This window comes from Sinorhizobium terangae, from assembly GCF_029714365.1.
GTDB classification, from domain to species: domain Bacteria; phylum Pseudomonadota; class Alphaproteobacteria; order Rhizobiales; family Rhizobiaceae; genus Sinorhizobium; species Sinorhizobium terangae.
Map to the genome: position 1 here is coordinate 2,029,071 of NZ_CP121660.1, position 21,598 is coordinate 2,050,668.

Below are 21,598 nucleotides of genomic sequence, written 5' to 3' on the forward strand. Positions count from 1 at the left end.
CGGGTCGGTGCGTAAAAATATGAGGGACGGGTCCCGGCGATTCGCCGGGACCCGTAAATCGGGTTGTGAACCAGCCCAGAAAAGTTGAACCAAAGCTCCACTGGATAGGCATTCTCACGCGCGGCTTGTAGACGGCGGTTGACAACGCGGTTCCCGAATGAGAACATAACGTGAACATTCGGAGTGCTATCATGACCCATGCCGAAGAAGTTATAAACCGCGCCATGGCCGTCGTTGCTGCTTCTCGCGTCCGGCGAGAGCGCGAGGAAGAACGGCGCAGACAGATCTTCGGGCGGATTCAATTGAGCCCGCCCCTGCCCGTGCTGAAGCGTGGCGGCGCACAGCTTTCGCTCAATCTGGACAGTTAGGCTGTAGCATCGCCAATCAACCGAGGTGATGACGCTCCTGGAGACCGTAGACCGGCGTCGGAATGCCTTCGCAGCGGGCCTTCAGCTGCAGTGAAAGATACTGCGAATAATGCCGCGACTGGTGCAGGTTCCCGCCGTGGAACCAGAGCGCCTCCTGCTGCGTCGGCTTCCACATGTTACGCTGCTCGCCCTCCCAGGGACCCGGATCCTTCGGCGTATCGGAGCCGAGGCCCCAGACCTTGCCGACCTTGTCGGCGACCTCCTTGGAGATGAGGTCGGCCGCCCAACCGTTCATCGAACCATAACCGGTGGCGTAGACAACGAGATCGGCCGGAATTTCGGTGCCGTCCTTCAGGACGACGGCATCTTCCGTCAGGTGGCTGACGTCAGAGCCCGATTTCAGCTTGATGCTGCCGTCGATGACGAGATCGCAGGCGCCGACGTCGATGTAGTAGCCGGACCCACGGCGCAGATATTTCATGAACAGGCCGGAACCGTCGGCGCCCCAGTCGAGCATGAAGCCGGCCTTTTCCAGATCGGCATAGAACTTGGCGTCGCGCTCGCGCATCTTCTCGTAAAGCGGAATCTGGAACTCGTGCATGATCCGATAGGGCAGCGATGCGAAGATCAGGTCCGCCTTGCGCGTCGTCATGCCGGCGGCAACCGCCCGCTCGGAATAGAGGTCCCCGAGCCCGATATCCATCAGCGTGTCCGAACGCACGATGTGCGTCGACGAACGCTGCACCATCGTGACATCGGCGCCGCCTTCCCAAAGCGCCGCGCAGATATCATGCGCGGAATTGTTGGAGCCGATAACGACCACCTTCTTGTCGCGATAGGCATCCGGACCCGGATGCTCAGACGAATGCTGCTGTTCGCCTTTGAAGACGTCCTGGCCCTTGAGTTTCGGAATGTTCGGCTTGCCCGAAATGCCGGTCGCGAGCACGAGCTGCTTCGGCCGAAGCAGGACTTCCTCGCCGTTGCGCTCGACGACCACCGACCACTCCTTCGCCTCCTCGTCGTACTTGGCGGACTTGCAGGTGGTCGAGCCCCAGTAGTTGAGCTCCATCACCCTGGTATACATCTCCAGCCAGTCGCCGATCTTGTCCTTCGGCGCGAAGACCGGCCAGTTCTCCGGGAAAGGGATGTAAGGCAGATGGTCGTACCAGACCGGATCGTGCAGGCAGAGCGACTTGTAGCGCCTGCGCCAGCTGTCGCCCGGGCGTTCGTTCTTCTCGATGATGATCGCGGGCACGTTCAGTTGCCGCAGCCGCGCGCCGAGTGCGATGCCGCCCTGGCCGCCGCCGATGATGACGACATAGGGTTGCGCCGCATAGCCGAGCTCGGCCGCCTCCCGCTCGCGCTTTTCCTTCCACGTCCGGCGATTGGGGTCGTGACCATGCTCGGCGCCGAGTGGTCGCCTGAGGCCTTTCGGCTCCTCGTACCCTTTAAGCTCTGTCATCGTCGTGAGAAGCGTCCAGATCAGGCCGTTTTTCAACCGGATATGGCCGTAGCCCCGCGCCACGTCCGTCTCGAATTCGAACCATCCGTCGGTTACGCCGTCTGCGCCGCTCGCCTGTTCGTTCGCGTCCTGACGAAACTGCGCCGGCTTCACCACTGCGAGCTGGCTCGTCAGCATGTCGCGGATCTGGTCCCGCCCCTCCATCGTCCTGATGTTCCAGGTAAACGTGACGAGGTCGCGCCAGTAGCAATCCGCCTGGAACAGGTTGACGGCGGCCTCGATATCGCCCTGTTCGATCGCCCTGCCGAGCTTGGCGAGCGCGCTGTCGATGCGGGTGCTGGGACTTTCTTCAAGCATGAGATCTCCTCCTCTTCGTTTGGCCTGGCTCGCGGGCGACTCCTCATCCGCCGGCGAGGGTGCTTCTGCGCAGCGCTGCCGCTGCAGTCGAACAGCGATGTGCAATGGCCGTGCCAAGCGTCGCAGCCAGGAAAACCGCAATGTTTTCAGGAACAGGAGGAATTAGGACTGTTGCACGCCTCGATGCAGTCGCCACAAGTGAGGCGCCCGACCTGTTGCAGGTGCCCTCCAGGATCGGGTGACGCCACTCTTACCGATGCGGCTTCAGGTGATAGCGCCTGATCTGCCGATGCACCGTCGAGCGATCGAGGCCTAGACGGCGGGCCGCCTCGGAAATGTTCCAGTTGCAGGCGTCGAGCATCAGGCTCAACGCCGTCCCCGCATTGCCAGCCTCGTCCGGCTCGATCTTCGCTACGAGATAGTCCGGAAGATCGCAAACTTCGATGACAGAGCCTTCGGCTAGCGCCGCCGCAACCGCGACGGCGTTGTCGAGTTCGCGAATGTTTCCCGGCCAATCATGCGCCTTGAGGGCGACCAACGCGGCCGGAGAGAACGCCAGATCACCTTGAGCACCGGAATGCCGCTTCAGGATCTGCTCCAGCACCCAGTCGAAATCCCGTCTGTCTCTCAGCGGCGGGACCGAGAGCGTTGCAGCGTTCAGCCGGTAATAGAGATCCTCTCGAAAGGCGCCTTGCGAGACCAGCGCCTGCAACGGCCGATGCGAGGCCGAAACGATCCTGATCTGGACCGGTCGCGGCACCGTGCCTCCGACCGGAAGCACTTCGCGCTCGGCCAGCACCCGGAGCAGGCGGCTTTGCAGTCCAAGAGGCATGTCGCCGATCTCGTCAAGAAAAAGCGTGCCGCCGTCCGCCTGCTCGATCAGGCCCTTGCGGCCTTTGGCGGACGCGCCGGTGAAGGCGCCCGGCAGATAGCCGAAGAGCTCGCTCTCGATCAGTTGCTCGGGGATTGCCGCGCAATTGATGGCGACGAATCGGCCGTTGAGGCCGCTGCCCTCGTGGATGGCGCGCGCCAGGTATTCCTTGCCCGTCCCGGTCTCGCCCTGGATGAGGATCGGCAGCCCCGTGCGGGCGAGTTTCGCGGCCTTTGCCTGCAATGCGACGATTTCGGGCGCATCGCCGCCGAGCCGGCGCAGCGGCGGCGGGATCTGGGCGCGCGAGACGCCCGGCGCGCGGATGCCGGAATGCGGCTCGATGGCATGGGCAAAGAGCGCATTGCCGTCGCGGGCGAAAACGAGCCGCTCCTGCGTCGGCCGGCGGCGCGTGAGCTCGGGAAGGTCGTCGATCTCCAGGTCGAGGAAGCGCGATACCGGCTCGCCGATGAGCTGGCGCGGATCACGCCAGTCAAGCCCGGTCGATCGGGCGAGGATCTTCGCCCCGCCATGGGTCATGCCGGCAATCCGCCCAAGACCATCGATCGAGATCGCCGCCTCCGGATCGACGTCGAGGAATTCCGGCGAGCGCGAGAAACGCAGCACCCATTGGTGCCGAGCCTGAGCCATGAGATTGGCGAGCTCGATCCGCCTTGCGCTGGCGGTGACGAGATGAAGCGCCAGGTTCTGGCTTGCCTTCAGGATCGGTGAGCTCAACAGCGAGATGTCGAGGACGGCCGAAAGTTCGCCGTGGATGTCGTAGATCGGCGCCGCCGTGCAGGAGAGCGGCGTGTGCGTGTTGTCGAAGTGGTCGGTCTGATGGATCGTCAACGCCTCGCCCGTCTCGATGCAGGCGCCGACGGCGCAAGTTCCGGCGCGCCATTCGGACCATTCGGAACCGAGATAGAGGCCCGCCTTGCGAAGGCTGTTGTTGAAGAGCGGGTCGCCAAGGAACTCGACGGTCACGCCCTGCCGGTCGGAGAGCAGGAGCACATAGTTCTGCCCCGCCACCTGCCGGAACAGATGCTCGAGACCGGAGCGGGCGATGGTGATCAGGTCTTCCGATTGCTGGCGATGCTCCTTGAGCCGCGTCTCCGGTACGATATAGGCCTCGCAAGCCTGCGCCGGGTCGAGGCGGTGATGTTCCAGGCAGCGCCGCCAGGATTTGACGACCATATCGTCGCGACTGCTCGGAAGGCCACGGCCGACGCGCTCGATTTCGCGGATATGGTCGGAATGTGAAAACATGACCGCCTCCCAACGGAACGCCTTCCTGGGGCGGGAGTGTGCGCATGAGAAGCCGAAATGTAAAGGAAGGGGACCGGCTACGGTACGTCCGAAATCGAGACCCCTCCCCACAAGGGGCCACAAGGGGGGAGGAGTTTGGCACGCGCGGCCAACGCAGGTGCCAATTTCCAGCACCCTCAAACCATGGAACCGTCAGGGCCGAGACGGAGCGGGCGCTGCATCGTAAGCCCCTCCCCCCTTGTTGGGTTGGGGAGGGCCCTCTTTTAAGCAAGGGTCGCCGGCACCGGATGCCATCGGCCGCGCGCATCAATCATCGAGGCGGAAGCCCACCTTCATAACGACCTGATAATGCGCCACCTCCCCGTTGACGATCTGCCCCCGAATCTGGTCGACCTCGAACCAGTCGAGATTGCGCATGGTTTTCGAGGCGCGTGAAATCGCCGTTTCGATGGCGTCGGTAACCGAGGCCTCTGAACTTCCGATCAACTCTATCTTCTTGTAGACGTGCCCGCTCACAGCAACCTCCTCGGGTTCTGATTGATCCTGCAGCGCCGTGCGCCTTTTCAGGCGCAGAACGGTCGCTGCAGCACTCTGAATTGCTGCATGTTTAAATCGGCTCCGATTTAAACACGCAGTATTCCGAAGACCGCCCTCGAGCAGCGAAGAGTGCGACGGCGCGCTCACATCGCCAATCATCGAGGGCGATAGCGGCCAGCATGCGCCCGTTAGATCGCGATTGCCAGCCGGCGCGTTCGGAATTTGCGGAGCCTACCCGCCACAGACGGAGGAGCGCCAGGCGAGATCGGCGTTCAGTCAAACCGATGATTTGGCGCGGAAGGATCTTCCGCGCTCTCCTTGCCGAGCCATGTCACCGCCTCCCGGGCGATCGCTCGGCCGGCTGGGCGATGTGGTCAATCGGCTTCAAGGAGTTCGGCATTGCCATCATCAGCGGGCGGCTGATACCTGTCCTTCCCCGTCGCGGGCGAGCGTCTGACCAAGGGCGCCGCCGTTCTCGCCGCGGCTCCGGGCGCGATCGACGACCTGAGGAAGTTGGCGAGTCTCTGAACGGTGCGGCCGCTGTGCTCGCTGGCGATGGTTATCCGCCGGGACAAACACGTCAACCACGGTATCAGGGAACTGAGCCGCGGGTTTCGGGTGAACAATCCATAAAATCCGTGGGTTGCGGGATTCTTGAATTGAGCTCGATTTGAGCGTAAAATTAACCTAGCAATTCAAAGCGTTACAGCGACCGTGCGACCGATGCAGCGGAGCTGAAACGTCAGGCGCACGCGAGGGTGACGCTTTGGCCAAACTTCATACGTGGAGGTTGTCATGCCAAACACTCTCATTGCGGGAAAAAGGGCTCAGGACTGGGCCAACCTGGTCCTTGGGGTGTGCTTGTTCCTCTCTCCCTGGGTCATCGGTTTTGCGGTTGACGCCGTGCCGACCTGGAATGCCTGGATCGCCGGCATCGTACTCGGCGCGCTGGCGATTGCTGCGCTTTCAGCCTTCGCAGAATGGGAGGAATGGGTGAACATGGTGATCGGCCTTTGGCTGATCGTTTCTCCCTGGCTGCTCGGCTTTATGGCAAACATGAACGCGATGTGGACACACGTCATTCTTGGCGTGCTCGTCGCGGCACTGTCGGCCTGGGCTGTCTGGGACTATCGCCACCCACAGTCGCATGCCTGAAGCGCGTCGCGTTCAATCGGACTGATGCGACGCGTTAGGCCATGGCTTTCTTGCATGTCGCTGTCCCGACACGGCTGCATACTTTTGGGCGACATGCATGAGACAGCATGATTTCTCAAAGGGCTACAGCGTCCTTTGTGCGTCTGAAAAGACGCGCGGCGCTGTAGTCAGAGGGTGGCGAGTCCTGTGGTAAGTCCCCTCCGAAACTCGTCCAACAACAATTGCTCTCGACCGAGATAGCGGGGCGAGAAATGCATGGAACGCATCTCGAGACGCCTGCGGCTGCGGCGATACTTCCCGCCTGAGAGGCCGTCAGGTGCCTCTTGGAAGCTGCGATGGCCTTCTCCCCATCAAGATGTGAAGAGCTCCGCCCGACCCGATCTCTTTCCTGATAAAATCTTGCGGTCGCCGCGGAGCCACAGTTCTCAAGCCATCCCGCGCCCACCTGCATCCCCTCTGTCAACCGCTCGGCAGCCAGGCCCCGATGTGGACCTTCACCTCAGGTGGCGGCTCCTGTGGGACTCGGCTTTACCTCAGAAGCCTCAAATTGGCGGCGGAGGCACGCAGCGACTGGAATTCCGACCAAGTGACCGGAACGTTGAAATCAGCCGTTGACCTCAACGTACCTTTAGGAAGCATTGTCATGTTGAAGAGGTTTCGAGACATCAAGAGGAACATGCATGCAAAAGAAACCGGCACTCCTGAACCGTGCTCAATGGGCTGAAAAGGAGGACGTTTGGAAAGGTGGATTCGAAGGTAACGTGTTTGGCACCGACATCTCCGACGCCGATCTGAAGGCGATCGCCAGGCGGCAGAAGGAATTCGAGGCGGCCGTGAAAACCGGCAACCACCTGCAGATGTCGGAAGCGAACAAGCAATTCCACCTGGCGATCGCCCATGCCGGCAAGAATCTCTACCTTGCTTCGTTCTACGAGCGGCTGTTGAACCAGGGCCAGCGCATGCTGCACTTGCATTTCGAATATCTGGAGCGGACACATGAAGGCTATCTCCTGACCGACGAGCACAACCAGATGCTCGAGGCGATCCGGGCGAAGAACGTCGACCTCGCCGACGAGCTGGCCCACGCCCACACGCGCCAATTCCAGCAGAACTTCATCGACTTCATGCGCGAGAACTACACGACGGGCGTCTCACTCGGGCGGCGAAAGGCAGCGGAATAGATGCGTATCGGTTTCGTTGGCACAGGTGCGATTACCGAGGCGATGGTAACGGGTATCGCCGGCTCCGATCTTGATGTCGCGGAGATCCTCGTCTCGCCGCGCAACCGCGAGACCGCCGCGCGGCTCGCGGGCCGGTTTCCGTCGGTGCGGATCGCCAAGAACAATCAGGAAGTCGTCGATAACACCGACATCCTGTTTCTCGCCGTCCGGCCGCAGATCGCGGAAGAGGTTATCGGCGGACTGGCGTTCCGGCAGGGCCAGACCATCGTCAGCGTCATCGCGGCAACGGATCGTTCGAAGCTCGTGACCTGGATCGGGGAAGAGGTCGAACTCACCCAGGCGATCCCGCTCCCCTTCGTCGCCGATCGGCAAGGCGTTACCGCGATCTACCCGCCCAACTCCCGGATTGCCGCGATCTTCGCCGCGATCGGCCGTGCAGTGGAATGCGAGACGAAGGACGAATATGACCTGCTCGCCGTCGCCAGTTCCCTGATGGGAACCTACTTCGGCATCCTTGATCGCACGACCGATTGGCTGGCTGAGAAGGGTATGGCCCGCGAGAAGGCACGTAGCTATCTGGCGCCGCTCTTTGCCAGTCTGGCGCAGACAGCGGTCAGCGCCGATCAAACGCCATTGGACATTTTAAGGCGTGAGTTTTCGACGCCAGGCGGCTTGAACGAGCAGGTTTTCGAAGATTTCGACCGCGGCGGAACACGGGTGCTGACCGATGCGCTCGAGCGGGTGCTGCGCCGTGTCCAAGGATAACACGGCGCAAGCTCACGACCGCTTCCGCATGATAACGACAATCGGAACTACCATGCATGGACGCCAATCCCGCAGTATGAAATCATATGGTCATGTCCACTGCTTCCATCATCGGAGGGGCCGGTCAGATCGGGCTTGCCGTGGCGGAGCGCCTCGCCCGCGACGGTTGGGAGGTTCGGCTGGTCAGTCGAGCGCCGCCGCCAATCTCTGGTCCGTGGCAGCACGTTGGCGTAGATCGCGAGGACCGCGATGCATTTCGCAAAGCGCTTTCGGGCGGAGCGGATCTTCTACTCGACTGCATCGCCTTTGACCAACGACATGCCGATCAGTTGCTGGAGCTACAGGATAATTTCGGGCGCCTGGCTGTGATCTCCAGCGCCAGCGTTTACTGCGACGCGCAGGGCCGGACGCTCGACGAGGCAAGTCAGTGCGGCTTTCCCGCCTTTCCGGTGCCGATCTACGAGAATCACCGCACGGTGGAACCGGGACCACAGACCTATTCAACGAGAAAGCCGCGATCGAACGTCGTATCCTGCATGGAGCGAGCTCTAAGGTCACGATCTTGCGACCCTGCGCGATCCACGGGCCTTACAGCAAGCACGCGAGGGAATGGTGGTTCGTAAAGCGTCTGCTCGATGGTCGCAGGCGCATCCCGCTTGCCTATGGCGGGCGTAGCCGGTTTCAGACGACCTCGACGCAGGCGATCGCTGAGGCGGTGTGTTTCTCGCTGAACTCCGACCAGTCGCAGGTGCTGAACGTCGTGGACGCCGACGCGCCGACGGTCGCTGAAATTGCTCGCGCGATCATGGATTCCATGGACCGGCATGCCGATCTTCTGGGGCTTCCCGACGTGCCCTATCCTCCGACCCGCGGCGTAACGCCGTGGTCGGTCGAAAAGCCGATCGTCTGCGCCTCTTCTGTTCCGAGCACAGCAACCTATGCAGAAGGAGTCGGGCGCGCCGTGCGCTGGCTGATCGCAGCGACGCAAGACCGGGACTGGCGGGAGGTGCTTCCCCAGCTCGCCGCGTATCCTGCGCACTACTTTGACTATGCTGTCGATGATCAAGCGCTTGCAACAGCCGGCGTGAAGCACATTTCCATTTGATGGCCTCTTGGGTTCCCTCGCCACCATCATTTGCGGAAATGGTTGATCGAACCGGAAAGCGATGTGCTCAGTTGCGTGCCCTGACCGAGCCGCGCCGGTTGGGCTTAATGCGGGGATGCATGCGCCAAGACGGCTCTAGGTAGCTTGAATGATCGTGTTCCTGGACTTCGAAGCATCGTCGCTTGCGAAAAACAGCTTTCCGATTGAAGTCGCCTGGGTGTTCGAGAATGGCGACGCGCGGACGAGCCTTATCCGCCCGGCTGCCGCATGGGACGATTGGGCCGCGGAGGCTGAAGCCGTGCACGGGATATCGAGAAGCCAACTCGAGACGGAGGGTGTATCCGTCGACATCATCGCGGCCGAAATGGTGGAGAGCCTGTCCGGCCACCGGTTGTATGCGAGCGCGCCGTCCTGGGATGGCAAGTGGCTCAGCGTGCTCCTGCGAGCCGCGGGTTTTCCGCGGCATGCTCTTCGGCTCAACGTGTCCGATGACGCCTTTGCCGACGCCGCGAGAGCTGTGCTTGGTCGCGACGTAGCCGAGACGGTCGTTGCTGAAATCGTGTCAGCGGTCACGGCGCGTACGCAGCCAGCGACAAGGCCCCACCGCGCCCTCCCCGATGCCATGCTCGAGTTGGAACGCTGGCGGCTCATCAGACAGGAGGCGACTGCTCTGGCTTCGAAGTCATGACGACCATCTGGGGAAAAAGATATCCATGAGTGAGCGCGGCGCACGCGCGCTTGCTTGAGTGTCAGCAATGAGATTGATACTCCTCAGACACAATCGCTGTGCGCAGCCGGGCCGGTGGGCCCCGTGTGATTTGACGCTGCGAAATGGCAGCAGGACGTGGGAGGAATAGCGCTTTGGCCGAAAACCCGCTTTACGACATCCGCGACGAACGTTTTATTTCCCTGATCGTTGGCAGCGCCGCGCTGGAAGAGCTCTATCGCGGCTGCCGTTGGGCGGAAGGGCCGGTCTGGTTTTCCGACCTCAATTGTCTGATCTGGAGCGATATTCCAAACGACCGGATGATGCGCTGGTCGCCGGAAGGGCACGCCTCGGTCTTCCGCTCACCCTCCAATTATGTGAATGGCAATACGCGTGACCTTCAGGGCCGGCTGATCTCCTGTGAACACGGAGGGCGGCGCGTGACGCGCACCGAATATGACGGCCGCATTACCGTGCTCGCCGACAGCTACCTGGGCAAGCGGCTGAACTCGCCAAATGACGTTGTCGTGCGCTCCGACGGCTCGATCTGGTTCACCGACCCGACCTACGGCATCATCTCGGACTATGAAGGCCACAAGGCAGAGCCCGAACAGGAGACGCGTAACGTCTATCGCATCGACCCCGTGTCGGGCGCAATCGTCGCCGTGGTCACCGATTTCATCCAGCCGAACGGCCTCGCCTTCTCGCCAGATGAAAAGCGGCTCTATATCGCCGACTCCGGATCGGCCGAGCATGAGGTCCCGAGCCATATCCGAGTTTTCGATGTGGCCGGAGATGGCACACTGGGCAACGGCAGCTATTTCTGCTCCATCGACAGCGGCAATCCGGACGGCTTCCGCTTTGACGTTGTCGGGAACCTGTGGTGCAGCGCGGCCGACGGAGTCCATTGCTTTGCACCGGATGGCAAGCTGCTCGGCAAGATCCTGGTGCCGCAGACGGTATCGAACCTCACCTTCGGCGGCCCGAAGAAGAACCGCCTCTTCATCACCGCCACCCAGTCGCTCTATTCGATCTATGTGAAGACGAACGGCGCGCAGCGTCCGTAAACGGGCACCACGCGATCGCCCGTTGAAGTCGCCAAGCCCTCAAGGCGCTCGTCTGATAAGGCGCGCGGCGCTGCGTGTTGCAAGGCGATCAGGTCGGTGTCGAACCCATCACCAAACCTTCGATATCATGCTTCTGAGTGACCGGGATCAACTCTTCGACAACCCTGCACACCAGATGTTTCTTCACCGCCTCCGGCAGGGCGTCGTAATAGTCCTTGGTCACCATCATGTCGTGCAATTCCGCGTGGCCTGCGCCGGGTGCGTCGGCGCCGAGAACCATGACGGGGCGGGCGATCGGCGAGCCGTGCTCCGTCCCGCGATGGATGGTGAGCGCGGAGCGGCACGAAATATCGCCGAGCTTCGGATATTTGCGGGTCGCGAGCTTCTGAAACTCGGGCCACTCTTCCTTGGGCGGAAACATCTCGTGTTTCCATTCGCGACCGTCGAGCCATTGTGTGCCCGGAGCGACCTCGAACGGGCCCATGTCCTCGGTGACGTCGACGCCCGTCAGGTTGAAGGCAAGCGAAGTGATGCGATGCTCGACATAGGTGTCGGGCGGCGAAGGGAAGTCGCGATGCCACGGCTGGTATTTGGCGCCTTGAAACGGCACGTCGAAACCGATTTCGACGATCTGGTAGTCGGGGCCGAGAACCGCCTCGCACATGCCGACGACAAAGGGGTGGGTAACGAGATCGACGAAGCCGGAAAAATCCTGCGGATGTATCTCGACATACCAACGCCGCGGGCCACGACCGACGGCGCCGCCCGGCCGCTGAATGGCGGACCAGAACGCTGTCATCATGTCCTCGCGCATCGCCTCCGCCCATTCACGCGAGAAGGCACCTTTCAGCCCGGTGACGCCGTCCCGCTGCAGGGTTTCGACGGCCGCAGCGAAATCAAAGTCAGCTTCGTGTGTATTTGCCGTTTGCATTGCATCTCCTCTTCGTTTCGGGTCTCCCCGGCGCGGAGCGTCGGTCTCGACCACGCCTCATGCCTTTTCCTCTCGGCGCGACATTAATCGTGCCTGAAGGACAACGACGATGAGTAGAAAGCCGCCCCGGATGACGGATTGCCAATAGGCGGAAAGCGAAATCCACCCGAGGCCGTTCTCGAAATTCAGGATGTTGAACACCATCGCCAGCAGCAGCGCGCCCGCCAGCGTCGCGCCGACGGAGCCGGAGCCGCCGGTCAAAAGCGTGCCGCCGACCACCACGGAGGCGATCGCAAAGAGTTCCCAGCCGACACCTTCGGTAGGCTGACCGGCGCCGAACTGCGAAGCAAGTATGACTCCGGCAAGCCCCGCCAGCGCGCCGGAGCCGAGATAGACGGCGATGAGCGTTCGCCTGACCTTGAGACCCATCAGCGCAGCCGTCGCCTCGCCGCCGCCGATCGCCAGCATGTGACGGCCGATGGGCAGGCGCTCCAGCACCAGCCATCCGGCGATATAGGCGAGAAGGCCAATCCAGGCCGGGATGGGAAAGCCCAAAAAATCGCCCTGGCCAATCTCCGTGAAGCCGCTGTCGTAGGAAACCGAAACCGACTGATTGCCGGCAAGCAGCAAGGCGGTCCCGTAGGCCGCAAGCATGGTCGCGAGCGTCGCGATAAAGGGCTGGATGCGCATGGCGGTGACGATGAAGCCGTTGAGCGCGCCGACGGCAAGGCCCGCCGCGATACCGCCGAAAAGACCTGCCGCCCAGTGATGGGGCGACAACAGCGCCGCGATAACGCTCGCCATGGCCGCCGCGCCGCCGACGGAGAGATCGATGCCGCCGGTCATGATGACGAAGGCCATGCCGAGCGCGATCAGGGCGAACATCGAGTTGTAACGCAGGAAGCTCAGGATGTTGTATTGAGACAGGAAATTGTCGTAGCGCAGCGCTCCGAACAGGATCAGGCCGAGCAGCGCCAGGATGACGCCGAGACGAGCCATGTCGCCGGGAGATCTGAGCGCAAGAGCCTTGAGCAACGCGTTCATCGATACCTCCTTCACGACTTTCCGGCGCGCTGCTGGATGAACACCGCAAGCACGATCAGAGCCGCCTTGACGATCAGCGCGGCGGCGTCGGGGACACCGTTGGCAAGCAGGGTGTAGCGCACGAGCTGGATGACCAGCGCGCCGATCACCGTGCCGATGATATTCGCCCGGCCTCCGGTCAGCAGCGTGCCGCCGACGGCGACTGCGGCGATCGCATCGAGCTCCATGCCGAGACCGACGAGGTTGGCGTCGCTCGCGGAATTGCGCGCGACGACGATCAGGCCGGCAACCCCCGCAAGCGCGCCGCTGATCATGTAGACGAAGAGCTTGACGCGGTGCACGGGAATGCCGGTTAGCCGGGCTGCCTTCTCGTTGCCGCCGACCGCGATGATCTGCCGCCCGAAGACCGTGTAGCGGATCGCCGCCCAGGCTATCGCCGCGATCACCGCCATCAGGATCACCTGCGCGGGAATGCCGGCGACGCGTCCCATCGCGATGAACTGGAAACCTTCGTTCCTGAAAACCTGCAGGTTGCCGTTGGTCATGACCTGCGCGATGCCGCGGCCGGCGATAAAGAGCACGAGCGTCGCGATGATCGGCTGGATCGCAAAGCGGGTGACCAGAAAGCCGTTGAACAGACCGAGCAGTCCGGTGACGGCGACCGGCATAACGAGCGCAAGCGCCACCGCGACCGGCATGTTGGCAATCGGAAAGAGCGTTCCCATGAAGATCATCGGTGCAAGGGCGCCGGCAATCGCCATCAGCGAGCCGACGGAGAGATCGATGCCGCCGGTGGCGATCACCAACGTCATGCCGATCGCGACGATCACGATGGTCGCAACCTGGGTGAGATTGACGTTGAGCGTCTGCAGCGACAGGGAGTTCGGCGTGAAGACGACGTTGAACAGGATCAGCGCAAGGAAGGCGGCGAATGTGCCGTAGCGCCCGGCCAAACTGAAGAAACGTTTGCCCGAGGGGACGGTGTTTGCGCCGGCCTGCGTTTCGATCGTCGTCATGCTATTCCACCTGGTGCGCCATGGCGGCGAAAAGCGCCGCCTCGCTCAAGTCCTTGCGCGGGAGGACGGCAACCGAGGTTCCGTCGCTGAGGACGGTAACCTGGTCGGCTGCGGCCAACAGTTCCTCGAGTTCCGACGAAATCATCAGGACCCCCAGACCTTCATCGGCGAGCCGACGCAAGAGGCGGAGGATTTCCGATTTCGCGCCGATGTCGATGCCGCGGGTCGGCTCGTCGACGATCAAGAGCTTCGGATCCGTGCAGAGCCATCGGCCCAGCAGGACCTTCTGCTGGTTGCCGCCGGAAAGTTCCTTGATCGGCTGGTCGGGCGAGGCGCATTTGATCCCGAGCGCCAAGATATAGCGCTCGACGATTTCGTCCTGGCGTGCATGGTCGATGATGCCGGCGCGGTTCAGTTTCGGCAAAAGCGCGAGCGTCATGTTTTCGCGGATGCTCATGTCGGGGATGATGCCGTCGACCTTCCGGTCTTCGGAAACGAGCCCAATGCCGTCGGCGATGGCGTCCGCGGGCTGGCGATACGAGCGCGGTTCGCCATCGTAGCGGATTTCGCCGCGTTCCATCCGATCGGCGCCGAAGATCAGGTTCGCGGTTTCTGTTCGGCCGGAGCCGAGCAAGCCGGCAAGGCCTGAGATTTCCCCTTCGCGAACCGTAAGGCTGACATCGCGGACACGGACGCCGGAGCCGGCATTCTCTACCGACAATCGCACGGATCTCTGCGTGCTCTCGTCGGCGTCCTTCGCGATCGCCTCGAAAGCCGCAAGCTCCTTTCCCAGCATGTGCCGCACCAGGGCCAGCTTGGGCATGTCCGCCATTGCGCTCGTGGCGACGGTCTTCCCGTCACGCATGATAGTGACGCGGTCGCAGATCCGGTAGAGCTCGTCGAGACGATGGCCGATGAAGATGACCGAGACGCCGCGGCGCTTCAGCGTTCGGATCGTCTCGAAAAGAATGGCCACTTCCCGCTCATCGAGAGACGAGGTCGGTTCGTCCATGATGACCAGCCGCGCGTTTTGCGTGACGGCCCGGGCGATCGCCACCATCTGACGGGTGGCGGCGCTGAAGCGCGCGACCGGCGCCTCGACATCGATCTCCAGGTTGAAGGTTCTAAGGACCGCAGTGGCACCCTCTCGCATTGCCCGGCGATCGATCAAGCCGTACCGGCGCGGCTCGCGCGACAGATAGATGTTTTCGGCAACGGAACGTTGCGGCGCGAGGTTGATCTCCTGGTAGATGGTCGCGATACCCTGGGCCTGGCTCTCCGCAGGCATCGAGAAAGAGACCTCGTTTCCGCCAAAGACGATCGACCCCTCGTCCCGCCGGTAGGCGCCGGTGAGAATCTTGATCAGTGTCGACTTGCCGGCGCCGTTCTGCCCGACAAGCGCCATCACCTCGGCTTCGCCCACTTCGAGCGACGCCGAGCGCAGCGCGGGAATGCCATTGAACGACTTGGAAATGCCCTGCATGGACAGAAGCATTAGTCCCTCCGGATGCCGATCTGTCTTCTGCCGCCGACCGCCGACAATTGCCGCCTGGGCATAGCTGATTGTATCACGCCGAGCTTTCGTTGCATCGCGCCAATGGCCGGAGCGGCATTGCCGCGCCGGCCGGGATAAGGCAGGTGTCAGTAAGCGTTGGCGAGTTCGGCCGCCGCGTTGGACGAGTCGTAGAACTTGTCCTCGTTTATGACCCAGGGATCGATCTTCTCACCCTTGGCATAGCGCAGCATCGTCTCAAAAGCCTTAGGCCCGAAGCGCGGGTTGCATTCGACGACCGCCGCGATCTTTCCATCGATCACGGCCTGAACCGCCTCCTTGCCGCCGTCGATCGACAGGACCAGCACGTCCTTGCCCGGAACCTTGCCGGCCGCTTCGATGGCGGCAATGGCGCCGATCGCCATTTCGTCGTTGTGCGCATAGACGATATCGGCGTCGGGATGTGCCTGCAGCAGGGCTTCGGCGACCTGCCTGCCCTTGTCGCGTGCGAAATCGCCCGTCTGCGAGGCAACAATCTCGAAACCACCTGCCGCCTTGATGGCCTCGTCGAAGCCTTTCTTGCGGTCATTGGCGGGTGATGAGCCGGTTGTCCCTTCAAGCTCGATGATCTTGGATTTGCCGTTGGCATTCTTGACCAGCCACTCGGCAACGCGCTTTCCTTCCTCGATGAAATCCGAGCCGATGAATGTGACATAGTCCTCCCCGGCCTTTGCAAGCGCCGGGTCGACGCTACGGTCGAGCAGGATGACGGGAATGCCGGCCTTCTTGGCGGCCATGACCGCCGGGATCAGGGGCTTTTCTTCGCGCGGTGCGAGGAAGATCAGATCGACGCCCTGTGCGATCATCGAGTTGACGTCGGCCACCTGCTTGGCGGCGGATCCCGCGGCATCGGTGTAGACCAGCTGATGGCCGAGCTTTTCAGCTTCGGCTTTCATGCTGTTGGTCTGGGCGATGCGCCAGGGATTGTTGGACTCCGTCTGTGCGAAGCCGACCTTGTATGTTTCCTTCTGTGCCAGCGTCGGCAGCTCAGCGAAGGCGACCGTGCCGGCAACGGCGATTGCGCCGGCCGCCGTAGCGGCAAGCATGAAGGCGCGACGTGAAATCCTGTTCATCGTGAGTTCTCCTCCCGGTTTGCCGGTACTCCTCTACCGGATGCGAGCACTTTGTGCTTCACATGGGCAAACCTTGCGCTAATAATATTAGCAGTCAAGGCTAAAGTTATTAGCACTTGCAAAAAATCAATGCGGCGCTGCAGCGCCGGCAGGGGACCGAAATGGCAAAAGACAACGGACGCAACGTGACGCGGAAGGAAGCGAGCGGTGGCCGGCCGACGATGACGGACGTGGCGCGCATCGCCGGCGTGTCGCAATCGAGCGTGTCCCTCGTTCTCAACGAAATGTCCGGCGCCCGCATTTCGGCTGAAACCAGGGCGCGCGTGCGCGAGGCAGCGCAAAAGATCGGCTACAGGCTGCCCAACACAAGACAGGATCTTGCCCAGGCGCCCGCGATCGAGAAGGATACGATCGCTTTCATCGTCGATGAGATCTCCACGAGCCCGCATCCGGTCGTCAGCCTCGACGGGATTCGCGACTATGCATTCGAGCAGGGCCTGCTCGTCTCCGCCCACGCGACCCGTTCCAACCCTGACCTGGAGAGCGCGGTGCTGCGCGCCGTTTTGCGTGACCCGGCGATCGCCGGTGTCATCTACGCGACCATCTTCACCCGCAAGGTCAGCGTCCCGCCCGAACTCGCAAACATTCCGACTGTGCTGTTGAACTGCTATGCCGAGCCGCGCCAGCATATGGCGATCGTGCCGGGAGAGGTCGCCGGCGGCTTCGCGGCAACGGCGCATCTGACCTCCCTCGGACATCGACGCATCGGCTTCATCAACGGCGAACCGTGGATGGACGCCGCGTTCGACCGCCTCAAGGGCTACAAGCAGGCGCTCGCCACGGCCGACGTCGCCTTCGACGAGGCATTGGTGCGCGACGGCGACTGGCTGCCGCTACGCGGCTACGAGGCGGGCCTCGATCTGCTCGCCATGGAAAATCCCCCGACCGCGATCTTCTGCGGCAACGATCTGATGGCGATCGGCGTGCTGGAGGCAGCTTCCGAGCGCGGGCTGCGCGTGCCAGAGGACCTGTCGGTGATGGGCTACGACGATCAGGAACTTGCGCGCTACACGCATCCGCCACTCTCGACGCTGGTGCTGCCGAACTATGAAATGGGCCAGAAGGCGGCGGAAATTCTGATCGATATGGCGATCCATGGAAAAAGGCCGCGTCCCATGACGATCAAGGTCGATGGGCCGCTGGTCCAACGGGGGACGACCGCGATGCTCTCGCACGCGTCCGCACGCAGGCGCTGACGCAGAGGAGCGAAAAAAGCGCCGGCCCCGCGAGGCCGGCACTGTTTTTCGCCAATCCCCGTCACGCGGGCAGTTGAATCGCACTCACGTGGCCGGCGTAAAGTTCCTTGGCAAAAATGCAGGCGGCAGTATGCGCCGGCGACACGGTCGTGTGCAGTGGCGGCGTTTGCGCGCAAGCATCAACCGCGAGCGGGCACCGTGTCCGGAAACGGCAGCCGGACGGCGGGTTAGTCGGGCTTGGAATTTCGCCCGCTATCAGTGGAACCTTGCGCTGTCGTTCCACGATCGGGTTCGCGTCTGGTACCGACGCCAAAAGGAGCTGTGTGTACGGATGACTCGGCCGCTCATAAAGTTCTGCCGAGGGACCAAGCTCGACGATCTTGCCGAGGTACATCACATAGACGCGCGTGGCCGCCTGCCGGACGAGCGCCAGATCATGCGCGATAAACAGGCAGGCCACGCCGAGGTCCTGCCGCAAACTCAAGAACAGGTTCATAACTTGCGCACGGATTGACAGATCGAGCGCGCTGACCGGCTCGTCGCAGATCAGGACTCGCGGCTCTACCGCGAGCGCACGGGCAATTGCGACGCGCTGCCGCTGCCCACCGGAAAGCTCGCGTGTGAACCGGTCACGCACCGCTGCAGCGAGTCCGACTTGATCGAGCAGTTCCGCTGTACGTGCTATGCGCTTCTCCGCAGAGGTCATCCCGCCGATGATGAGTGCTTCTTCAATGGCTTCACCGATGGTCTGGCGGTCATTGAGGGAGGCATAGGGGTCCTGAAACACATATTGGATCGCACGACGTGCTTCGCGTAATCGCTTGCCGGACAGGGAACCAAGATCGACGCCATCCAGGACGACCTTTCCCGATCTTGGCGTTTCAAGACCGACGATAGAGCGCCCCAACGTCGACTTTCCGCATCCCGATTCGCCGACCAGTCCAACGATCTCGCCCGGATGAAGAGCGATCGATACATCATCGACCGCCTTTACCGGCTTACCCCTGACGGTTCCGGTGAAACTCGTAACAAGATGGTCAACTTCCAGAACAGGTTTCATCCGATGCGTTCCTTGCAGCTTGTGTTGAGCACCGGACAGGCAGCGAATATGGCCGCATCAACGGTGCGTTCGAGTTTGGGACGATGTGTGCGGCACGCCGGCACTGAATGTGGACAGCGTGGTTCGAAAGCGCAGCCTGGAATGGGCGCAGAAAGCACCGGCGGCATTCCGGGCAAGCCGCGGAACGGCGCTCCGACCGGATCCGACCGACTTGGAATCGCGTCGATCAGACCCATCGTATAGGGATGCCGTGGGCTCACCAGAACCTTTTCGACAGGCCCTGTTTCGACGTTGCGTCCGGCATACATCACCACGACGCGGTCGGCCGCACTTGCGACCACGCCCATGTCATGGGTGATCAGCACCATCGCCATTTCCAGTTTTGCCTGGATCTCCTTGAGAAGCTTCAGGATCTGGGCCTGGACGGTCACATCGAGTGCGGTCGTCGGCTCGTCGGCGATCAGAAGCTTGGGTTCCGCGGCAACGGCAATCGCGATCATGACGCGCTGACGCAGACCGCCGGATAGTTCGTGCGGATATTGCCTCAGTCGCGCGGACGGATCTGAAATTCCGACCAAGCGAATGAGGTCGAGCGCCCGCGCTTCGGCCGCCCTTGCGGTCATGCCGAGATGATATTCCGCCATCTCGGCAATCTGCCTTCCGATGGCACGAGCGGGATTGAGCGCACTCATCGGATCCTGAAAGATGAAACCGACCGATTTGCCTCGCAAGGCTCGAAGGCTGTCCTCGCCAGCACCGACGAGTTCCATTCCATCAAATCGGATCGAACCCGATACATCCGCCACCACACCGATAGGCGCAAGGCCGAGCGGGGCGAAATTCATCACGGTCTTGCCGCTGCCGCTCTCCCCCACGACTGCCAAGGTTTCGCGGCGATTGAGACTGTAGCTGACACCATCGACGGGACGCACGGCTGTCTGTGCTGTCAAAAGATCGACGGTAAGGTTCGTGACCTCGAGAAGCGGTTGCTTGGTCATACGGCAGTTTCCTTTGTCCAGAGTGCCGTTACACGGCGGCGGCTGGCGAGCAGAGCGGAGCCAAGCGGTTTCGGCACACGGTTCAGAGCAACGGCTTCGCCAAGAATGTTGAACCCGATAACCGCGAAGGTCAGCGCAATTCCGGGCAGCATCACTTGTCTTGGATCGGCCTCCAGATACGGAAGCGCGTCGACCAGCATCTGTCCCCATTCCGGAGTCGGTGGCTGGATGCCGAGCCCGAGGAAGCTCAAGGTGGCAATGGCGAGCGCAACGGCGCCGGCATCAGCCGTGGCATAGACAAGCACTGCGCCGAGAGTCGCCGGCAGCAAATGAACGAAATAGATGCGTAAGGGGCTGGCACCGAGCACCCGCAGCGCTTCCATGTGCGGCCGGTTCATGGCGTTCACGGCAACTGCTCGACTGATGCGCGCACTGCCCGGCCACCACGCGAGCGCCAGCGCGAGGATCATATTCCAATAGCTCGCCCCGAAGATGCCAATCACCGCCAGCGAAACAATCAAGCTGGGGATGGCGAGACCGACGTCGACGATGCGCATCAGGACCTCATCCGTCCAGCCGCGCCGATAACCCGCAATCGTGCCGATGGCGATGCCGATCGAATGGGCCAGGGCCAGCACCAGGCACACGCCGACGAGCGAAGTGCGAGCAGCCATTATGAGGCGGCTCAGGGTATCGCGTCCGAGATGGTCGACGCCTAGCCAATGCGCCGTTGACGGGCCCTCTCCCGCAATCAGCAGGTTTTGAGCGTTCGGGTCGTGTGGCGCAAGGAACGGCGCGAAAGCGCCTGCAAAAACGAAGAAGCCGATGGCCACTACCGCTGCGCGCGGCATCCGTTTCAGCGCTCCGAGGAACGTGGAAGCAATATTCATGGTTAAGTCCTCTGACGACGCTGACGCGGATCGGTAAGCATCATCGCAATGTCGACGATCACGTTCAAAATGATGAAGAAGGTGATGAAGATCAGCAGACAGGCCTGCACCACCATGAAGTCGCGGAATCGCACACCGGTAAGAAACAGGTCCGCGATTCCCTGCCAGGCAAACAGCGGCTCCACCACTACCGCTCCGACCACCATGACGCCCACTTGTGTGCCGAGCGCGTTAAGGTAGGTGGGGGCGATGTTGGGAAGCGCGTCTCGAATGAGAATACGAGGGCGGCTGAAGCCTTTGCTCATGGCCGTCTGGACAAAAGGACGCGCCATGACTTCTTCCAGCCCGACGCGGATTACGCGGCTGAGCACCGCGGCCGGCAGAAACCCCAACGTGAGCCATGGAAGAATGAAGCTTGCAAACCCGTCGTAGCCGAAAGTAGGAAAGAGCCGCAGCGACACCGAGAAGGCATAGACCAGCAACGCTCCCACGAAGAAGGAGGGCGTGGAGGCGCCGAGAAGCGCCAGCCCCCGCGTCAGGTGGTCGGGAAGCCGGTGGGCAGCGAGCGCGCCAGCAAATCCGAGGACGAGACTGAGCACGAAGGCGACGGCCGCCCCTCCGGCGACGAGCGTCGCTGTCACCGATAGCCGGCTTCTGAGCGACGCACCGACCTCCTCGCCGGTTTTATAAGAGATCCCGAAATCTCCCTGCGCCGCGCCCGTCAGCCAGTCGGCGTAGCGGATAAGAAGCGGCTTGTTGAGGCCGATCTCCTCTGCCACTTTGGCGATGTCCTCCTTGGTGGCCGTCGGCGTCCTCAACTCGGCAATCAGGATTGCCACATTGCCTGGCGCTGAAACCACCAGCGTAAAGCAGAGCAGCGATGCCAGAAACAAAAGGATGACGGCATTGCGTGCTCTTTTGACGATAAAGCGGATCAC

Annotated in this window: 19 protein-coding genes and 3 pseudogenes; 10 read left to right on the forward strand and 12 right to left on the reverse strand. The window is 62.0% G+C overall.

Annotated features, from left to right (window positions below):
• Positions 1–191: 191 nt before the first annotated feature.
• Positions 192–368 carry a hypothetical protein gene (locus tag QA637_RS28170; protein WP_283066105.1) on the forward strand — a complete coding sequence of 59 codons (177 nt, stop codon included), beginning with the start codon at positions 192–194 and terminating at the stop codon, positions 366–368.
• Positions 369–384: 16 nt separating this feature from the next.
• Here the strand turns inward: QA637_RS28170 and QA637_RS28175 are convergent, their stop codons facing one another.
• The 3 genes from QA637_RS28175 to QA637_RS28185 all read right to left on the reverse strand — a co-directional run bounded on the left by QA637_RS28175 (position 385) and on the right by QA637_RS28185 (position 4,840).
• Positions 385–2,187, reverse strand: a complete 1,803-nt coding sequence (locus QA637_RS28175; protein ID WP_283066107.1) for an NAD(P)/FAD-dependent oxidoreductase — start codon at positions 2,185–2,187, stop codon at positions 385–387.
• A gap of 250 nt (positions 2,188–2,437) precedes the next feature.
• Positions 2,438–4,324, reverse strand: a complete 1,887-nt coding sequence (locus QA637_RS28180) for a sigma-54-dependent Fis family transcriptional regulator (RefSeq protein WP_283066109.1) — start codon at positions 4,322–4,324, stop codon at positions 2,438–2,440.
• A 306-nt stretch (positions 4,325–4,630) separates the two neighbouring features.
• A complete protein-coding gene (locus QA637_RS28185; protein WP_184108481.1) occupies positions 4,631–4,840 on the reverse strand; it encodes a dodecin in 210 nt (69 codons plus the stop codon).
• A 444-nt stretch (positions 4,841–5,284) separates the two neighbouring features.
• Here QA637_RS28185 and QA637_RS31080 point away from each other — a divergent pair.
• From QA637_RS31080 to QA637_RS28225, 8 genes and pseudogenes are all read left to right on the forward strand, one after another.
• Positions 5,285–5,389: pseudogene (locus QA637_RS31080) on the forward strand (inositol monophosphatase family protein); the annotation flags it as partial.
• 267 nt (positions 5,390–5,656) lie between these two features.
• On the forward strand, positions 5,657–6,016 hold the full coding sequence (locus QA637_RS28195; RefSeq protein ID WP_153440716.1) for an SPW repeat protein: 360 nt from the start codon (positions 5,657–5,659) through the stop codon (positions 6,014–6,016).
• A 779-nt stretch (positions 6,017–6,795) separates the two neighbouring features.
• Positions 6,796–7,197 (forward strand): annotated as a pseudogene (locus tag QA637_RS28200) (GntR family transcriptional regulator); the annotation flags it as partial.
• Positions 7,198–7,962, forward strand: a complete 765-nt coding sequence (locus tag QA637_RS28205) for a pyrroline-5-carboxylate reductase (protein ID WP_283066112.1) — start codon at positions 7,198–7,200, stop codon at positions 7,960–7,962.
• Between the two features lie 92 nt (positions 7,963–8,054).
• Positions 8,055–8,240 (forward strand): annotated as a pseudogene (locus tag QA637_RS28210) (NAD-dependent epimerase/dehydratase family protein); the annotation flags it as partial.
• A gap of 149 nt (positions 8,241–8,389) precedes the next feature.
• The gene (locus QA637_RS28215; RefSeq protein ID WP_283067396.1) at positions 8,390–9,067 is read left to right on the forward strand and encodes an NAD-dependent epimerase/dehydratase family protein; all 678 of its coding nucleotides are present in this window, start codon (positions 8,390–8,392) and stop codon (positions 9,065–9,067) included.
• Positions 9,068–9,215: 148 nt separating this feature from the next.
• Complete coding sequence (locus QA637_RS28220; protein WP_283066113.1) at positions 9,216–9,755, forward strand: transcriptional regulator; 540 nt, start codon at positions 9,216–9,218, stop codon at positions 9,753–9,755.
• Positions 9,756–9,928: 173 nt separating this feature from the next.
• Positions 9,929–10,840 carry an SMP-30/gluconolactonase/LRE family protein gene (locus QA637_RS28225; RefSeq protein WP_153440702.1) on the forward strand — a complete coding sequence of 304 codons (912 nt, stop codon included), beginning with the start codon at positions 9,929–9,931 and terminating at the stop codon, positions 10,838–10,840.
• Positions 10,841–10,928: 88 nt separating this feature from the next.
• On the opposite strand, the gene QA637_RS28230 is transcribed toward QA637_RS28225, so the two are convergent.
• The 5 genes from QA637_RS28230 to QA637_RS28250 form a co-directional block, all read right to left on the reverse strand.
• Positions 10,929–11,771 (reverse strand): phytanoyl-CoA dioxygenase family protein, encoded by an 843-nt coding sequence (locus QA637_RS28230; protein ID WP_153440701.1) that lies wholly within the window; start codon positions 11,769–11,771, stop codon positions 10,929–10,931.
• Positions 11,772–11,828: 57 nt separating this feature from the next.
• Entirely contained in the window at positions 11,829–12,815 is a 987-nt protein-coding gene (locus QA637_RS28235; protein WP_153440700.1) for an ABC transporter permease, read from the reverse strand.
• Positions 12,816–12,826: 11 nt separating this feature from the next.
• Entirely contained in the window at positions 12,827–13,831 is a 1,005-nt protein-coding gene (locus QA637_RS28240) for an ABC transporter permease (RefSeq protein WP_283066117.1), read from the reverse strand.
• Position 13,832: 1 nt separating this feature from the next.
• Entirely contained in the window at positions 13,833–15,326 is a 1,494-nt protein-coding gene (locus tag QA637_RS28245; protein ID WP_283066119.1) for a sugar ABC transporter ATP-binding protein, read from the reverse strand.
• A gap of 146 nt (positions 15,327–15,472) precedes the next feature.
• On the reverse strand, positions 15,473–16,456 hold the full coding sequence (locus QA637_RS28250) for an ABC transporter substrate-binding protein (RefSeq protein WP_153440697.1): 984 nt from the start codon (positions 16,454–16,456) through the stop codon (positions 15,473–15,475).
• A gap of 161 nt (positions 16,457–16,617) precedes the next feature.
• On the opposite strand from QA637_RS28250, the gene QA637_RS28255 reads away from it, so the two are divergent.
• Positions 16,618–17,712 (forward strand): LacI family DNA-binding transcriptional regulator, encoded by a 1,095-nt coding sequence (locus tag QA637_RS28255; protein WP_283066120.1) that lies wholly within the window; start codon positions 16,618–16,620, stop codon positions 17,710–17,712.
• A gap of 61 nt (positions 17,713–17,773) precedes the next feature.
• Here the strand turns inward: QA637_RS28255 and QA637_RS28260 are convergent, their stop codons facing one another.
• From QA637_RS28260 to QA637_RS28275, 4 genes are read right to left on the reverse strand one after another with little or no spacing between them, the layout of a single operon-like run.
• Positions 17,774–18,772, reverse strand: coding sequence for an ABC transporter ATP-binding protein (locus QA637_RS28260; RefSeq protein WP_283066122.1), 999 nt, complete (start codon positions 18,770–18,772; stop codon positions 17,774–17,776).
• A complete protein-coding gene (locus QA637_RS28265) occupies positions 18,769–19,770 on the reverse strand; it encodes an ABC transporter ATP-binding protein (protein WP_283066124.1) in 1,002 nt (333 codons plus the stop codon). Before QA637_RS28265 ends, QA637_RS28260 begins: the two co-directional genes overlap by 4 nt.
• Entirely contained in the window at positions 19,767–20,660 is an 894-nt protein-coding gene (locus tag QA637_RS28270; protein ID WP_283066125.1) for an ABC transporter permease, read from the reverse strand. Before QA637_RS28270 ends, QA637_RS28265 begins: the two co-directional genes overlap by 4 nt.
• Before the next feature lie 2 nt (positions 20,661–20,662).
• Complete coding sequence (locus tag QA637_RS28275; RefSeq protein ID WP_184108484.1) at positions 20,663–21,598, reverse strand: ABC transporter permease; 936 nt, start codon at positions 21,596–21,598, stop codon at positions 20,663–20,665.

Bases quoted from the DNA above. Each gene is read 5' to 3' on its own strand.
- QA637_RS28170 (WP_283066105.1), top strand. From the start codon at position 192: ATGACCCATGCCGAAGAAGTTATAAACCGCGCCATGGCCGTCGTTGCT.
- QA637_RS28175 (WP_283066107.1), bottom strand. From the start codon at position 2,187: ATGCTTGAAGAAAGTCCCAGCACCCGCATCGACAGCGCGCTCGCCAAG.
- QA637_RS28180 (WP_283066109.1), bottom strand. From the start codon at position 4,324: ATGTTTTCACATTCCGACCATATCCGCGAAATCGAGCGCGTCGGCCGT.
- QA637_RS28195 (WP_153440716.1), top strand. From the start codon at position 5,657: ATGCCAAACACTCTCATTGCGGGAAAAAGGGCTCAGGACTGGGCCAAC.
- QA637_RS28205 (WP_283066112.1), top strand. From the start codon at position 7,198: ATGCGTATCGGTTTCGTTGGCACAGGTGCGATTACCGAGGCGATGGTA.
- QA637_RS28220 (WP_283066113.1), top strand. From the start codon at position 9,216: ATGATCGTGTTCCTGGACTTCGAAGCATCGTCGCTTGCGAAAAACAGC.
- QA637_RS28230 (WP_153440701.1), bottom strand. From the start codon at position 11,771: ATGCAAACGGCAAATACACACGAAGCTGACTTTGATTTCGCTGCGGCC.
- QA637_RS28235 (WP_153440700.1), bottom strand. From the start codon at position 12,815: ATGAACGCGTTGCTCAAGGCTCTTGCGCTCAGATCTCCCGGCGACATG.
- QA637_RS28240 (WP_283066117.1), bottom strand. From the start codon at position 13,831: ATGACGACGATCGAAACGCAGGCCGGCGCAAACACCGTCCCCTCGGGC.
- QA637_RS28245 (WP_283066119.1), bottom strand. From the start codon at position 15,326: ATGCTTCTGTCCATGCAGGGCATTTCCAAGTCGTTCAATGGCATTCCC.
- QA637_RS28250 (WP_153440697.1), bottom strand. From the start codon at position 16,456: ATGAACAGGATTTCACGTCGCGCCTTCATGCTTGCCGCTACGGCGGCC.
- QA637_RS28255 (WP_283066120.1), top strand. From the start codon at position 16,618: ATGGCAAAAGACAACGGACGCAACGTGACGCGGAAGGAAGCGAGCGGT.
- QA637_RS28260 (WP_283066122.1), bottom strand. From the start codon at position 18,772: ATGAAACCTGTTCTGGAAGTTGACCATCTTGTTACGAGTTTCACCGGA.
- QA637_RS28265 (WP_283066124.1), bottom strand. From the start codon at position 19,770: ATGACCAAGCAACCGCTTCTCGAGGTCACGAACCTTACCGTCGATCTT.
- QA637_RS28270 (WP_283066125.1), bottom strand. From the start codon at position 20,660: ATGAATATTGCTTCCACGTTCCTCGGAGCGCTGAAACGGATGCCGCGC.